At 68.9% G+C, this 14,201-nt stretch carries 12 protein-coding genes and 1 pseudogene; 7 read left to right on the top strand and 6 right to left on the bottom strand.

Annotated features, from left to right (window positions below; translation table 11 throughout):
• Nucleotides 1–52: 52 nt before the first annotated feature.
• Entirely contained in the window at nucleotides 53–247 is a 195-nt protein-coding gene (locus NKG96_RS05300; protein WP_254537429.1) for a hypothetical protein, read from the top strand.
• Between the two features lie 4 nt (nucleotides 248–251).
• On the opposite strand, the gene NKG96_RS05295 is transcribed toward NKG96_RS05300, so the two are convergent.
• The 3 genes from NKG96_RS05295 to NKG96_RS05285 form a co-directional block, all read right to left on the bottom strand.
• A complete protein-coding gene (locus tag NKG96_RS05295; protein ID WP_254537428.1) occupies nucleotides 252–1,406 on the bottom strand; it encodes a thiolase family protein in 1,155 nt (384 codons plus the stop codon).
• Between the two features lie 58 nt (nucleotides 1,407–1,464).
• On the bottom strand, nucleotides 1,465–1,611 hold the full coding sequence (locus tag NKG96_RS05290; RefSeq protein ID WP_254537427.1) for a hypothetical protein: 147 nt from the start codon (nucleotides 1,609–1,611) through the stop codon (nucleotides 1,465–1,467).
• A gap of 78 nt (nucleotides 1,612–1,689) precedes the next feature.
• Nucleotides 1,690–3,609, bottom strand: a complete 1,920-nt coding sequence (locus tag NKG96_RS05285) for a beta-CASP ribonuclease aCPSF1 (RefSeq protein WP_254537426.1) — start codon at nucleotides 3,607–3,609, stop codon at nucleotides 1,690–1,692.
• A 219-nt stretch (nucleotides 3,610–3,828) separates the two neighbouring features.
• On the opposite strand from NKG96_RS05285, the gene NKG96_RS05280 reads away from it, so the two are divergent.
• Genes NKG96_RS05280 through NKG96_RS05270 form a run of 3 tightly spaced genes read left to right on the top strand, consistent with a single transcriptional unit; the run spans nucleotide 3,829 to nucleotide 5,417 of the window.
• Nucleotides 3,829–4,302 (top strand): DUF7984 family protein, encoded by a 474-nt coding sequence (locus NKG96_RS05280; protein WP_254537425.1) that lies wholly within the window; start codon nucleotides 3,829–3,831, stop codon nucleotides 4,300–4,302.
• Between the two features lie 52 nt (nucleotides 4,303–4,354).
• Nucleotides 4,355–5,074, top strand: a complete 720-nt coding sequence (locus NKG96_RS05275) for an AzlC family ABC transporter permease (protein WP_254537424.1) — start codon at nucleotides 4,355–4,357, stop codon at nucleotides 5,072–5,074.
• Entirely contained in the window at nucleotides 5,067–5,417 is a 351-nt protein-coding gene (locus NKG96_RS05270; RefSeq protein ID WP_254537423.1) for an AzlD domain-containing protein, read from the top strand. The genes NKG96_RS05275 and NKG96_RS05270 overlap by 8 nt, the downstream gene beginning before the upstream one ends.
• Here NKG96_RS05270 and NKG96_RS20875 read toward each other — a convergent pair.
• The 3 genes and pseudogenes from NKG96_RS20875 to NKG96_RS05265 all read right to left on the bottom strand — a co-directional run bounded on the left by NKG96_RS20875 (nucleotide 5,393) and on the right by NKG96_RS05265 (nucleotide 6,807).
• On the bottom strand, nucleotides 5,393–5,515 hold the full coding sequence (locus NKG96_RS20875; RefSeq protein ID WP_256558111.1) for a hypothetical protein: 123 nt from the start codon (nucleotides 5,513–5,515) through the stop codon (nucleotides 5,393–5,395). The two genes, NKG96_RS05270 and NKG96_RS20875, sit on opposite strands and share 25 nt — an antisense overlap.
• A gap of 110 nt (nucleotides 5,516–5,625) precedes the next feature.
• A pseudogene (locus tag NKG96_RS21005) lies at nucleotides 5,626–5,895 on the bottom strand (ATP-binding cassette domain-containing protein); the annotation flags it as partial.
• A gap of 195 nt (nucleotides 5,896–6,090) precedes the next feature.
• Nucleotides 6,091–6,807 carry a helix-turn-helix domain-containing protein gene (locus NKG96_RS05265; protein WP_254537422.1) on the bottom strand — a complete coding sequence of 239 codons (717 nt, stop codon included), beginning with the start codon at nucleotides 6,805–6,807 and terminating at the stop codon, nucleotides 6,091–6,093.
• A gap of 448 nt (nucleotides 6,808–7,255) precedes the next feature.
• Here NKG96_RS05265 and proS point away from each other — a divergent pair, with 448 nt between their 5' ends.
• The 3 genes from proS (at nucleotide 7,256) to NKG96_RS05250 (ending at nucleotide 14,191) form a co-directional block, all read left to right on the top strand.
• Nucleotides 7,256–8,713, top strand: a complete 1,458-nt coding sequence (gene proS, locus NKG96_RS05260; protein ID WP_254537421.1) for a proline--tRNA ligase — start codon at nucleotides 7,256–7,258, stop codon at nucleotides 8,711–8,713.
• 150 nt (nucleotides 8,714–8,863) lie between these two features.
• The gene (gene gltB, locus NKG96_RS05255; protein ID WP_254537420.1) at nucleotides 8,864–13,393 is read left to right on the top strand and encodes a glutamate synthase large subunit; all 4,530 of its coding nucleotides are present in this window, start codon (nucleotides 8,864–8,866) and stop codon (nucleotides 13,391–13,393) included.
• A 51-nt stretch (nucleotides 13,394–13,444) separates the two neighbouring features.
• The gene (locus NKG96_RS05250) at nucleotides 13,445–14,191 is read left to right on the top strand and encodes an MBL fold metallo-hydrolase (RefSeq protein WP_254537419.1); all 747 of its coding nucleotides are present in this window, start codon (nucleotides 13,445–13,447) and stop codon (nucleotides 14,189–14,191) included.
• Nucleotides 14,192–14,201 lie beyond the last annotated feature (10 nt).

Raw genomic sequence — 14,201 nt, 5'->3', positions numbered from 1 at the left:
ACCCTTCATGTGCGACGAACACTCATGTCCGTCGGGTGCGTACTGTCACCACGTGACGTCACCGATCGCACTCTCGATGCCGGGCGGCGTCGAGTCGTTCCTCGTCGCCGTCCTCGCGATGGTCGGCCTGCCCCTCACCATCTTCGCCGTCGGCCACCTCTTCGACACCTACCTCATGGAACCGTGGGACGGCACCGACCCCGGGGCGCGCCTGAACCTCGACGACCCGGACGACCGAGACGACTGAATCCTCACGCGCGTTCGAGGAGGAGCATGATGCCGCCGCCCCCGCCGATGCTCATCCCGACCATCCCGTAGCGCACGTCGTCGTCTCGCATGGCGTACGCGAGCGAGGCGGCGAGCATCCCGCCGCTGGCGCCGATGGGGTGACCGAAGGCGACGGCCCCGCCGCGCGTGTTCAGGCGGTCGGCGGGGATACCCAGACGGTCGCTCGTGTGGACCATCTGGGCGGCGAACGCCTCGTTCAACTCGTACAGGCCCACGTCTGCCACGTCGAGGCCCGTCTTCGAGAGCAACGCCTCCACGGCGTCCGGGACGGCGTCGTTGAACCACTTCGGGTCGCGGTAGGTCACCACGTAGTCCACGACGCGCGCGAGGGGGTCGACCCCGTGGTCCTCGACCGCGTCGCCGGAGGCCAGCAGGACGACCCCCGCCCCGTCGCTCAGTTTCGAGGCGTTGCCCGCCGTGATGGTCCCGCCGAAGGCGGCCGGCAGGTCGCCCAGTCGCTCCATCGAGGTGTCCCGGGGGCCCTCGTCGGTGTCGACTGGCCCGTCGCGCGTCTCCACCGTGACCGTCTCGTCGGCGAACCGCCCCGACTCGATGGCCGCCAGCGCCTTCCGGTTGCTCTCGACGGCGTACTCGTCCTGTCGCTCCCGCGAGATGCCCTCCCGCTCGACCAGCGCCTCGGTCAGTTCGCCCATGTGGGCGTCGTAGCTCTCGTCCCAGAGGGCGTCGCGGACCATCGAGTCGACCAGTCTACTGTCGCCGTGCCGTCGCCCCCGCCGGTGGTCGGGGACGAGGAAGGGCGCGTTCGTCATCGACTCCATCCCGCCGGCGATGGCCACCTCGCTCCGTCCCGCCAGAATGCGGTCGGTGCCGAGGGCGATGGCCCGCAGGCCCGACCCGGACGCCTCGTTGACGGTGGTCGCGGGTGTCGTCTCGGGGAGGCGGGAGGCGACGACGGCCTGTCGGCCGGGGACCTGCCCCAGTCCCGCCTGGATGGCGTTGCCGAGGCAGACCCAGTCGACGGCGTCGGGGGGGACCGGGACGCGGTCAAGGAGGCCGTCGAGGGCCACCGTCCCGAGTTCGACCGCCGTGTGGCCCGCGAGCGACCCGAGCAGTGCGCCGTGGGGCGTGCGAGCGCCGTCGACGAGGAAGACGTCCATGGCCCGGCGTACGGCAGCGCTGGCTATGTGGTTTGCTCACGTTTCGCAGAACGACCGGCTACTGCGTCTCCGCTTTCAGTTCGTCGACGTAGAGTTCCATCGCGTTCATCGCCGCGTCGGCGTCCATGTAGCCGCGTTCGTACTCGTGGAACACCTCGTCTGCCTTCCGGATGAACTGCTGGACCGCTGCGTCGGATTCACTCATACCTACCAGAAGGCGCGGCCGGGTAATGAAGCCCCGCCACGGCGGACGAGCCGAACCCGATTCGACGGACGTGCGGACCTATCGGAACCGGAACGTCTCGAGGTTCTTCGGCGCGAACGTCCGCATGTTGAACTCGTGGTAGAGCGCGCTAGAGAGGTCCTGCACGCTCGACTCGTCGCCGTGGACGCAGAGCACCTTCTCCGGGCGCGGGTTCATCGTGCGCACGAAGTTCTCCAGGCCCTGCCGGTCGGCGTGGCCGGAGAAGCCGTCGACCGTCTCCACGTCGAGTTTCAGCGTGAGCGTGTTCGACCGCCCGCCGCGGCCGTTCATCGGAATCTCGTCCCAGCCGTTCTGGATGCGGCGGCCGAGGGTCCCCTGCGCCTGGTAGCCGACGAACACCATGCGCGACTTGGGGTCGGGCCCGATGTGTTCGAGCCACGACATGATGGGGCCGCCCGTGACCATCCCGGACGTCGAGAGGATGATACACTGGTCGCCGTCGGCGACCTCCTGTCGTTCCTCCTCGCCGCGGTCGATGTGGTTGAACTGCGGCGCGAGGAACGGGTTCTCGTCCTCGTGGAAGATGCGGTCGCGCAGGTCGTCGCGCAGGTACTCGGGGTAGGTTGTGTGGATGGCCGTCGCCTCCCAGATCATCCCGTCGAGGTGGACGGGCATCTCGGGAATCTTGCCCGAGCGCATCGCCTCCTCGAGGACGAGCATGATCTCCTGTGACCGACCGACCGCGAAGGCGGGGATGACGACCTTCCCGCCCTTCTCGTAGGTCTCGTTGATGACCTCGACGAGTCTCCGCTCGGAGTCCTCCTGGTCGGTCTGGTAGTCGTTCCGTCCGCCGTAGGTCGATTCGAGGACCAGCGTCTCGACGCGGGGGAACTCGTTGACCGCGCCGTTGAACAGGCGGGTGTCGTCGTAGTGGATGTCGCCGGAGAACGCCACGTTGTAGAGGCCATCGCCGATGTGGAAGTGACTCACCGCCGACCCGAGGATGTGCCCCGCGTTGTGGAAGGTGAGTTTGACGTCCGGCGCGATGTCGGTGACGTCGCCGTATTCGAGGGGGATGGTGTGCTTGATGGCCTCGCGCACCATCTCGGACTCGTAGGGCGGCGTCCGCCCCTCCTTGGCCGCGACGTCGAGGTAGTCCAGCGTCAGCAGGCCCATCAGGTCCCGCGTTGGTTCCGTACAGTAGATGGGACCGTCGTAGCCGTACTTGAACAGGAGGGGGATGAGCGCCGAGTGGTCGAGGTGGGCGTGGGTCAGGACGACGGCGTCGATGGTGTTCGCGCCCGCTCCGAGGGCCTCGGGCACCTGCAAGTAGGGTACCTCGCCCTCCGCACCCGGTTTGTCCCCGCAGTCGATGAGGATGCGCGTCTCGGGCGTCGAGAGGATGAACGAGGCGCGACCGACCTCGCGACAGCAGCCGAGGGTGGTGATACGCACCCACTCGTCGTCGGACATCTCCTTGCGGTGGATCTGTCTGCCGACGCGTTCGAGGATGTCCCGGCGCTCCTCGCGTTCCTGCTTGAGGAAGTTCCGGACGTTCGACACCGTGGAGGACTCGATGGGCGGCGTCCGGACGACTTCGGGCGTCCAGCCGACGCGCTGGGTTATCTCACGGAGGGTCGAGCCGTGACGGCCGATGACCATCCCGGGTTTCTGGGCCTCGATGACGACCTCGCCGGTGTCGGCGTGGAAGTCGAGGTCCGTGACGCCCGCCTCCTCGGGGATAACCCCGCGAATCTCCGCCTCCGCGTCGGTCGGTCGCGAGAGCACGTCCGGGTCGGGCCGGACCGTGATGCGCTTCCTGAGTTTGCCCGCGAGGGTGCGGATGAGGTCGCCGTTCTGCGCGAACTTCTTCGGGTCGCGCGTGTAGATGACCAGTTCCGGGCCCTCGTAGGTGACGTCGGAGATGGAAATGTCGTCGGGGACTTCCTCGGTGATCTGTGCTTTGAGTTCGTCGAGTTGCTTCTCTACCGTGCTCATATCTGGCTCGAAAAGGCGGGGTTCCGGGACACGCCGATGGCACTCGCCCGTCCGGCCCGGTGCCGGACCTCGGGAACCAACCCAGTGACGAAAGAGTAGGTCATGCTAGGGAGTCGTGACCGTTGAGACGGTCCGGAAAACCCGCGTTATCCGTGGCTATACCCCCACGGTTATAAAAGCCTTCGCAAAGACCACGTCGTTCGCCCGACAGCTTCCCCCATGCGTCTCACGCCCGGGACCGTCCGCGAGCACTACGAGTTCGTCCGCGAGCGCCCCATCGCCCCCCACATCACGGAGGTCAGGGCGGCTCTCGGCGAACAGTTCGACACCACCGTCGCGCCCGTCAGCGACGAGGAGTACCGCGCGGAGGTGGACGCCGTGTTCGCCGACGGCGACCGGGCGGTGAACGTCGCGGCGTTCGTCGCCATCCTCCGCGAACTCGACGTGGAGGGCGACTACCCGGGGTTCGTCGTCGACGAGTTGCTGGGACGGCAGCTCGCGGCGACCATCGCGGGCGGCCAGCCGCTCGCCCTCCTCGCCGAGGCCACGTTCCACTTCGCTGACGTCCACACCGACAGCCCGGAGGGCGAGGCGGGCCTCGACGACCTCGATGCGGCGCTCGCGGCGGGCTTCCAGACCCGCCTCCCCGGGTGGGAGTGGCGCGAGTCGCCGAGTCCGTTCGCGATAGACTGAGCACGCTGGCCGGAACCGGGGCCGGTTTGTGTCCCGCCGTGAACGGAGTCGTATGGCAGCCAATCGTGTCCCGCGCCGCGCCTCCTTCCTCGCCGGCGTGCGGGCCGTCGCTCCCATCATGCTCGGCATCGTCCCGTTCGGCCTCGTGGCCGGCGCGGCGGTGGTGGCCGCGGGCCTCCCGCCGCGCATCGCCCTCGGGATGTCCGTCGTCATCTTCGCCGGCGCCTCCCAGTTGGCCGCCGTCGAACTCATCGAGGCGGGCGCGCCGGGCCTCGTCGTCGTCGCCACCGTCCTCGTCATCAACCTCCGGATGATGATGTACAGCGCCTCGCTCGCCCAGTACATGGACCGCCTCGGCCTCGCGCGGCGCTTCCCCCTCGCGTACCTCCTCACCGACCAGGCGTACGCCCTCTCGGTGGCACGCTTCGAGGAGGTCGACCGCGAGAGCAGGGACGTCTCCCGACCGTGGTACTACCTCGGCACCGCCGCCCCCCTGTGGGTCGTCTGGCAAATCTGCACCGTCGTTGGCGCGGTGGCGGGCGCGAGCGTCCCCGAATCCGTCCCGCTCGGCTTCGCCGTCCCGCTGACGTTCCTCGCGGTACTGGTGCCCGCCCTGAAGGGGCGGTCGACGGGCACGGCGGCCGTCGTCGGCGGCTGCGTCGCCCTCGCGCTGACGTGGCTCCCGTTCAACCTCGGCCTGCTCGCGGGCGCGACGGCCGGCATCGCGGGCGGGGCTGTCGCCGAACGCCGCTGGGGGGTCGACGATGCGTGAGGCGACTCTCTGGGCAGTCATCCTCGCCGCCGGAATCGGGACGTTCCTCATCCGCGTCTCGTTCCTGCTGGTGTTCGAACAGGTCGACGGCATCCCTCCACGCGTCCAGCGAGTCCTCAGATACGTTCCGGCGGCGGTGCTGGCGGCGCTGGTCCTCCCCGAGTTCGCCCTGAGCGATGCCGGCGGCACGACGGCCCACCTGCTGGCGAGCGTCGCGCCCGCACAACTGCTCGCCGGAGCCGTCGCTGCCGGCGTCGCGTGGCGCACCGAGAGCGTCCTCTGGACCATCGTCGTCGGGATGGCCGCGCTGGTAGCGCTTCAGTCGCTCCCGCTGCCGGTCTGACGGGCGTACACCATCCAGCGGAGGTCCTCCTCCCTCCCCTCGGGTGTCGTGGTCGTGTCGGGGAACGCCCCGAACCCGCAGCGCTCGTGGAACGGCACCGGTCCCTCGCGACAGGACAGTACGCGTGTGGTGCGTTCTCTCGGGAGTGGGTACAGTTCCTCCCATCGTCACCGCGTGCCTCGCGGGTCGCTCGCGCTCCTCGCTCGGATTCCGGGTCCATCGTGATGGCCCGCGCCAGTTCGACGAGTTTCAACTGCCCGCCCGAGAGGTCCGTCGAGGGCTGGTCGATGAGGTGTTCGATCTCGAAGCGTTCGAGCAACGCCTCGGCGCGAGCGAGGTTCGCCCGCACCTCCTCGGCCACCGTGTCGGACCGGAAGAAGAGAGGGAGGACCGACTCGCCCGCCTGCGGTCGGGGGCCGACGAGCATCGCCTCGCTGACGGTCATCCCCTCCAGTCTGCGAGGGGTCTGGAACGTCCGCCCACGTCGTGTCATCCCCTCTCATGTCGAGCACTACTGCCACGTTAGCGAGCCACACGAAATACCGTGACCTGTCCATGGTCGGATGTCGTCATGATTCACCGCCTGTAGCCCCGCAAACAACCGTCTGCGGGGGTCGCGTCGCTCGTCGGGCGCTCGTCGGGAGGAGGTGACGTGGCGGACCGCCGGTCGTGGTCAGGGGTCGAGCAGTTTCGCCTCTGCCTTGCGCAGGTGTTCGAGGAGCGTGGTCTTCGAGACGCCGAGGTCGGCGGCGAGTTCCCGCGTCGAGGCCTGTCGGGGCCACTCGTAGTAGCCCTGTTCGCGGGCGTGTTCGAACACCTCGCGCTGGGCGGCCGTGAGGGTGCCCGTCCGGTGCTGGCGCTCGGTGGCCGCGGTGTCGGTGGCCGTGATGCGCGAGACGCACACCTCGGCGGGGCCCTCCTCGCGGACTCTCTCCAGTCGAGACTCGATGTCCGAACGCTCGCCGGCGAAGCAGACCTGCCAGTACTCCCGGCCCGCCTCGATGCGGACGGGGGCGCTGTGGACGAAGCCGTGTTCGAGCAGGGTGGGGCAGATCATGTCGCCGGGGTCGTACTCGAGGAAGAACTCGCGGACGACGTTGCCCGGCGCGGCGTCCTCGGTGTTGCCCCCGAAGCGCGTCTGGAGTTCCTGGACCTCGCCGGCGTACGACGACTCGCGGACGGCGCCGAGGAGGGCTTCGACCTCCCGCTCGGAGTCGCCGTAGGCGGTGAACAGGCCGTTGACCGCCTCGCCCGCGGTCGGCGCGGTGTAGATGGCGTGGGCGAGCACCCCGCCACCCGCTCGCTCGGTCGCTTCGATGGCCCAGCAGTTCGGGTGCCAGAGGTCCAGCGTCAGTCGGGTCCCCGCAAACGGTGTCGCGGCGCCACTCATCGCTCACCCAATCGGCCGAGAGCCATATCCGTGTGTCGGTGTCGCAGGTCACCGACTGTGAGAGCCGCCCTCGGTCGTCCGCCCATCGTCGCCACGACCTGTCGGGGTACTGTGGCATGGTGAGGAGGCCCCGAGGGTCGAACACACGCCTCCCCTCCGGCGTGCCGGTATCCGAGCCTCCGTCGCGTCCCCCTGCCAACCATCACCCCACACCCCGGCGTGTCGCCTCGTCGGTCACAATGCGAACGCGTGACACGGCTTCGGACGGTTTATCCGTCTCGCCGGCCCGCTCTCGGATATGGACCGACGGACCCACTCGCGATTCGCCGCCTGGCGAGCCGACGGGTCCCGCCGCCGGCCGACACCGGGTGGCCCGCGCGCCACCACCACTTCTCCCCCGCCGACCGAAACGCACCGCGTTTAAATCGTCCCGCAGACAGCACTAGACATGAGCGACACCGACCAGGAACTCGGAATCACCGAGTCGAAACAGCACAGCCCCGGCGACTGGTACGCCGAAGTCGTCCAGAAAGCCGGCCTCGCCGACTACGCCCCCATGGGCGGGTTCATCGTCACCCGCCCCCGTGGGTACGCCATCTGGGAGGGCATCCAGAGCTACCTCGACGGCGAGTTCAAGAACACCGGCGTCCAGAACGCCTACTTCCCCCTCATGATTCCCGAGTCCTACCTCGAACGCGAGAAGGACATCGTCGAGGGGTTCGACCCCGAGGTGGCGTGGGTCACGCAGGGCGGCCACGAGGAACTGGAGGAGCGACTCGCTGTCCGCCCCACCAGCGAGTCCATCATCACCCCCTACATGTCCCAGTGGGTCCGCTCGCACCGTGACCTCCCCCTGCGCCTGAACCAGTGGTGTTCGGTCGTGCGCTGGGAGGCCACCGACACGAAGCCCTTCTTCCGGACGAAGGAGTTCCTCTGGCAGGAGGGCCACACCGCCCACAAGAGCCACGAGGACGCGTGGGAGGAGACGATGACCCGCCTCGACCAGTACGAACGGCTCTACACGGACGTCCTCGCCCTCTCGGTCATGCGCGGGCGCAAGCCCGACCACGACAAGTTCCCCGGCGCGGACACCACCACCACCGTCGAGGCCCTGATGCCCGACGGGAAGAGCGTGCAGGGCGGCACCTCCCACCACCTCGGCACTTCCTTCGCGGAGGCCTACGACGTGACCTACGCCGACGAGGGCGAGGAGGACCAGTTAGCCCACACCACCTCGTGGGGCCTCTCGTGGCGCGCCATCGGCGCACTCGTGATGAGCCACTCCGACGACCAGGGCCTCGTCCTGCCTCCCACGCTCGCGCCCGAACAGGTCGTCGTCGTCCCCATCTGGCAGGAGGACACCCGCGACGAGGTGCTGGAGTACGCCGAGGGCCTGACCGAGGAACTTGACGAGGCGGGCGTCCGCGTCCACCTCGACGACCGGGACGAGCGAAACCCCGGCTTCAAGTACAACGAGTGGGAGCTGAAGGGCGTCCCCCTCCGCATCGAGGTGGGTCCCCACGAGGTCGAAGACGGCGAGGCTACCCTCGTCCACCGCCCCGACGGCGAGAACGAGGTGGCGACCCGCGAGGACATCACGAGCACCGTCGAGGACGCCCTCGACACAGTGTACGCGAAGCTGTACGCCGCGAGCGAGGAGCGACTGGAGGAGAACGTCCGGGAGGCCCACGGCCGCGGGCAGATTCTCGGCACCATCGGTCAGCACGGCGGCTACGTCAAGACCGGCTGGTGCGGCGAGGAGGCCTGCGAGACGGCCATCAAGGACGAAATCGCCGCCGAGATCGTCATGGTCCCCATGGACGAGGACGAAGAACCCGTCCACGACACCTGCGGGGTCTGCGAGGAGGAGAGCGTCACGACGGCGTACTTCGCGAAGTCCTACTGAGGCCGGTCCCTCGCCCCCGGCCCGGTATCCCTCATGAACCTCTAGGAGGATACTAAATCCTTAGCCGCAAACTATGCCTTAATATAGCATTAATATGCCCAAACCCCCTTGAGGATAACCCTCATAGGGGGCGGCCCGCCGCACCTAGGTATGACTGGACGAACCACCGACTTCGCGAGCGGTGCCGGGCTCGCGTCCCCCGACGACTCCCGCGGCAGTTGTGGCGTGGGCGTCGTCATGGACCTCGACGGGAGCGCATCGCACGGCGTCGTATCCGACGGGCTGGACCTGCTCGGGAACCTCGAACATCGGGGGACGACCGGTGCCGAGGAGGACACGGGCGACGGCGCGGGCATCATGCTCCAGCGGCCCGACGAGTTCCTCGCCGACGAGTTCGACGAACTGCCGGAGACCTACGCGGTCGGCTCGCTGTTCTTCCCGCAGGACGGGACCGCCCGCGAGCGCCTGCAGGACCTCTTCGAGGAGGTCGTCGAGAACCACGGTCTCGACGTGGTCGGCTGGCGCGACGTCCCCACGGACAACGACGGCCTCGGGAAGACCGCCCTCGACTCCGAACCCGACGTCTGGCAGGTCGCCGTCGCCCCCGACGACGACTGCACCGAAGAGGCGTTCGACCGCCGCCTCTACGTGGCTCGCAACGCCGTCGAGAGCGCCGTCGAGGAGCGCGCGCCTGACGGCAGCGGTCGCTTCTACGTCTGCTCGCTCTCGCGGACCACGCTCGTCTACAAGGGCCTCCTGAAGTGCGAACAGCTCCCCGCCTACTACCCCGACCTGACCGACGACCGGGTGCGTTCGACGTTCGTGATGGTCCACGCCCGGTTCTCGACGAACACGCTCGGCGCGTGGCACCTCGCGCACCCCTACCGCCGCATCATCCACAACGGCGAGTTCAACACCATCCAGGGGAACATCAACTGGATGCGGGCGCGACAGAACGACGTCGCCCACCCCGAGTTCTCGGAGCGCGACCTCGACACCATCCGCCCCATCATCGACGACCCCGAACAGTCCGACACCGCGAGCGTGGACAACGCCCTCGAACTCCTCCTGGAGTCGGGCCGCGACCTGCCCCACGCCCTCCGGATGCTCATCCCCGAGGCGTGGCGCGACGAGGCCACTCACGTCGACGAGTCCAGAAAGGAGTGGTACGACTTCCACGCCTCGCTGGTCGAACCGTGGGACGGGCCGGCACTCGTCGCCGCGACGGACGGCACCCGCGTCGGCGCGGTCCTCGACCGCAACGGCCTGCGCCCCTGCCGGTACGACGTACTGGAGGACAACACGCTCGTGATGGCGAGCGAGGTGGGCGCGCTCGACTACGACGCCAGCGAGGTACGCGAACGCGGCCGGCTCCAGCCCGGACAACTGTTCCTCGCCGACCCCGAGGAGGGCCGGGTCATCCCCGACGACGAGGTGTTCGAGAGCCTCACCGACGAGAAGTACGGCGAGTGGGTCGCCGAGGAGCAGGTCCGCATGGACGCCCTCGACGTGCCCGAGCGCGACACGGGGAGTCGAGAGGGACTTCGCTCCCGGCAGGCGCTCTACGGCTACACCTACGACGAACTCGACCACCTGCTCGAACCGATGGCCACCGACGGGAAGGACCCCGTCGGGTCGATGGGCGACGACACCCCGCTGGCGGTCCTCGGCGAGTACGACCGCCCGCTGGCGTCGTACTTCAAACAGCTGTTCGCGCAGGTGACGAACCCGCCGCTGGACTACATCCGCGAGGACCTCGTCACCTCCCTCGAATGTAGGCTCGGCGAACAGCGCAACCTGCTCTCGGAGTCGCCGGCACACGCGCGACAGCTCGTCCTCGACTCGCCGTTCCTCACCGACGAGGAGACGAGCGCGATAAAGGACCTCGACGGCGAGTTCTCCTCGCACGTCGTGGACATCACGTACGACGGCGACACCGACCTCGAGGAGGCCGTCGCCGCCGTCCGCGAGGAGGCGAACGCGAACGCGGACGGGCACGACCTGCTCGTGCTCTCGGACCGCGAGGCGGGAGAGGGGCGCCTGCCCGTCCCGAGTCTGCTCGCGGTGAGCGCGGTCCACCACCACCTCGTGCGGACGGGCCAGCGCAACCGCGTCGGCCTCGTCGTGGAGTCGGGCGACCCCCGGACGGTCCACCAGATGGCCACGCTCGTCGGTTACGGCGCGGGCGCGGTCAACCCGTACCTCGCCTTCGAGACCATCGAGGACCTCGTGGCCGGGGCGGACGGCGCGGACCCCGAGGCGGCCATCGACGCCTACCTCGGCGCGCTGAACGACGGCCTGCTGAAGACGATGGCGAAGATGGGCATCTCTACGGTGGAGAGCTACCGCGGCGCACAGATATTCGAGGCCGTCGGCCTCGACTCGGGGCTCGTCGCCGAGTACTTCGAGGGCACCACCGCCCGCACCGGCGGCATCGACCTCGCCGACGTCGAGAGCGACCTCCGGGCGCGCCACGCGGCCGCCTTCGGCGAGGACGCCGACCTCGAACGGCAGGGCGAGTTCGAGAACCGCAAGACCGGCATCCGCCACAGCTGGAACCCCGAGACGGTCGGGACGCTCCAGCAGGCGGTCAGACAGGGCGACTACGAGCGCTACCGGGAGTTCGCCGCGCTCTGCAACGACGAAGACGGCGACGGCCCCATCCAGACCCTCCGGAGCCTGCTCGAGTTCGAGTCGGGCGACCGCGAGGCCATCGACATCGACGACGTGGAGCCCGTCGAGTCCATCGTCAAGCGCTTCTCGACGGCTGCGATGAGCCTCGGGAGCCTCTCGCCGGAGGCCCACGAGAACAACTCCATCGCGATGAACCGCCTCGGCGCGAAGTCGAACACGGGCGAGGGCGGCGAACCGCCCGAGCGCTTCGGCACCGAGAAGGAGTGCAACGTCAAGCAGGTGGCCTCCGGGCGCTTCGGCGTCACCTCCGAGTACCTCGCCAACGCCGAGGAGATACAGATCAAGATGGCGCAAGGGAGCAAGCCCGGTGAGGGCGGCCACCTCCCCGGCGGGAAGGTCAACGAGATGATCGCCCACATCCGCTACTCCACGCCCGGCGTGGGCCTCATCTCGCCGCCCCCGCTGCACGACATCTACTCCATCGAGGACCTGAAACAGCTCATCCACGACCTGAAGACGGCCAACCCGCAGGCCGACATCAACGTGAAACTCGTCAGCGAGGCCGGTATCGGCACCATCGCGGCGGGCGTCGCGAAGGCCAACGCCGACGTGGTCCACATCTCGGGGCACTCCGGCGGGACCGGCGCGTCCCCGAAGACGAGCATCAAGCACGCGGGCCTGCCGTGGGAACTCGGCCTCGCCGAGGCCAATCAGATGCTCCGGCACACGGACCTGCGCTCGCGCATCAAGGTCACCTGCGACGGCGGGATGAAGACCGGCCGCGACGTGGCCGTCGCCGCCCTCCTCGGGGCAGAGGAGTACGTCTTCGGTACCGCGCCGCTCGTCACCTCGGGCTGTGTGATGGCCCGGCAGTGTCACAACAACACCTGCCCGGTCGGCGTCGCCACGCAGGCGATGGACCTGCGCGAACGCTTCCCCGGCCAGCCACAGCACGTCATCAACTACATGACGTTCATCGCCGAGGAACTCAGGGAGATAATGGCCGACCTCGGCTTCGAGACGGTCGAGGAGATGGTCGGGCACGTCGAGTGCCTCCGCCAGCGCGAGGACGTCAGCCACGAACGGGCGCGGAAACTCGACCTCTCGGCGGTGCTCGCCCAGCCGGCGGGCGACCAGCGCACCAAGACCGTCGAGCAGAACCACGACGTGGACGAGGCGCTGGACCACGACCTCATCGCGAAGGCTGCGCCGGCACTCGACCGCGAGGAACCCGTCCAGCTCTCGTCCGAGATCGCGAACACGAACCGGGCCGTCGGGACGCTCCTCTCGTACCACATCTCCGAGCGCTACGGCGGCGCGGGACTGGCCGACGACACCATCAGCATCGACCTCGACGGCGTCGCGGGCCAGAGCCTCGGGGCGTTCCTCGCATCGGGCGTCTCGATGCACCTCACGGGGACGGCGAACGACTACGTCGGCAAGGGCCTCTCGGGCGGCAGGATCGTGGTCGAGACGCCCCCGGAGGTGCCCTACGACCCCGCCGACAACGTCGTCGTGGGCAACGTCGCGCTGTACGGCGCGACGCAGGGCGAACTGTACGTCAACGGGCAGGCCGGCGAGCGCTTCGCCGTCCGCAACTCGGGCGTGAAGGCCGTCGTCGAGGGCGTCGGCGACCACGGCTGTGAGTACATGACCGGCGGCGTGGTCGCCGTCCTCGGCGAGACGGGCCGGAACTTCGCCGCCGGGATGTCCGGCGGCATCGCCTACGTCCACGACCCGTCCGGCGAGTTCGCCGACCGCGCCAACACCGGCATGGTCACCCTCTCGGACGAACTCGACGACCGGGACCGCGCGATGCTCCGCCGCCTCGTCGAGAACCACCGGGCGCACACCGACTCCGCCCGCGCGACCGACCTCCTCGACGACTGGGAGGCCGAAGTCGGGAACTTCGTGAAGGTGCTCCCCGACGCCTACGCCGCCGTCATCGCAGAGGACGAGTCCGAGGACGTGCGCACCGAACTGCCCGACAGCGTCGCCCCCGTCGCGGGCGAGGACGCCGCGACGGCACGCAGTCGGTCGGACTAGGTAGACTGCCGCCGTCCCAACGGCTACGTCCTCGGCGTGCGACGGACGAACATGGTCTCGATCACGCTCGTTCGCCACGCCACCCTGCTTCTCGACTTCGACGGCACGCGCCTCCTCGTGGACCCGATGCTCGCCGAACGGGGAGCCATGCCGCCCATCCCGAACTCGCCGAACGACCGCCGGAACCCGCTCGTGGCCCTGCCGGACGTCTCGCTTGAGGCGGACGGGATGCTGGTGACGCACCTCCACCGCGACCACCTTGACGACGCGGCCCGCGAGCAGTTGCCCGCCGATATTCCGGTGCTCTGCCAACCCGAAGACGAGTCCGAACTGGAGGAGACGTTCGAGGACGTGCGCCCCGTCACGGACTCGCTGGCGTTCGAGGGCATCGACGTCGACCGCGTCCCGGCGCGCCACGGGCACGGCGAACTCGCCGAGCAGATGGCCCCCGTCTCGGGGTTCGTGCTGGACGACGGGTCGACCACGCTCTACCACGCGGGGGACACCGTCTGGTACGACGCGGTGGGCGAGACGCTCTCGGCGTACGACCCCGACGCCGTCGTCGTCAACGCGGGCGCGGCGCAGTTCACCGAAGGGCGACCCATCACGATGACCGCCGAGGACGTGATTTCGGTCTGTGAACACACCGACGCGCCCGTCCTCGCGGACCACGTGGACGCCATCAACCACTGCCTGCAGACCCGCGGGGACCTCGCGCAGGCGCTAGCCGAGGGGAGTCACGCCGAACAGGTGGTGGTGCCCGAGGACGGGGAGACGGTCGACCTCGGCAGACCGTAACCCACGCTTT

Source organism: Halomarina litorea (genome assembly GCF_024227715.1).
Lineage (GTDB): Archaea > Halobacteriota > Halobacteria > Halobacteriales > Haloarculaceae > Halomarina > Halomarina litorea.
The sequence above is the reverse complement of the archived record's forward strand: the minus strand, read 5'-3'. Positions and strand labels throughout refer to the sequence as shown.

Bases quoted from the DNA above. Each gene is read 5' to 3' on its own strand.
- NKG96_RS05250 (WP_254537419.1), top strand. From the start codon at position 13,445: ATGGTCTCGATCACGCTCGTTCGCCACGCCACCCTGCTTCTCGACTTC.
- NKG96_RS05275 (WP_254537424.1), top strand. From the start codon at position 4,355: ATGGCAGCCAATCGTGTCCCGCGCCGCGCCTCCTTCCTCGCCGGCGTG.
- NKG96_RS05290 (WP_254537427.1), bottom strand. From the start codon at position 1,611: ATGAGTGAATCCGACGCAGCGGTCCAGCAGTTCATCCGGAAGGCAGAC.
- proS (WP_254537421.1), top strand. From the start codon at position 7,256: ATGAGCGACACCGACCAGGAACTCGGAATCACCGAGTCGAAACAGCAC.
- NKG96_RS05285 (WP_254537426.1), bottom strand. From the start codon at position 3,609: ATGAGCACGGTAGAGAAGCAACTCGACGAACTCAAAGCACAGATCACC.
- NKG96_RS05280 (WP_254537425.1), top strand. From the start codon at position 3,829: ATGCGTCTCACGCCCGGGACCGTCCGCGAGCACTACGAGTTCGTCCGC.
- NKG96_RS05295 (WP_254537428.1), bottom strand. From the start codon at position 1,406: ATGGACGTCTTCCTCGTCGACGGCGCTCGCACGCCCCACGGCGCACTG.
- NKG96_RS05265 (WP_254537422.1), bottom strand. From the start codon at position 6,807: ATGAGTGGCGCCGCGACACCGTTTGCGGGGACCCGACTGACGCTGGAC.
- NKG96_RS05270 (WP_254537423.1), top strand. From the start codon at position 5,067: ATGCGTGAGGCGACTCTCTGGGCAGTCATCCTCGCCGCCGGAATCGGG.
- gltB (WP_254537420.1), top strand. From the start codon at position 8,864: ATGACTGGACGAACCACCGACTTCGCGAGCGGTGCCGGGCTCGCGTCC.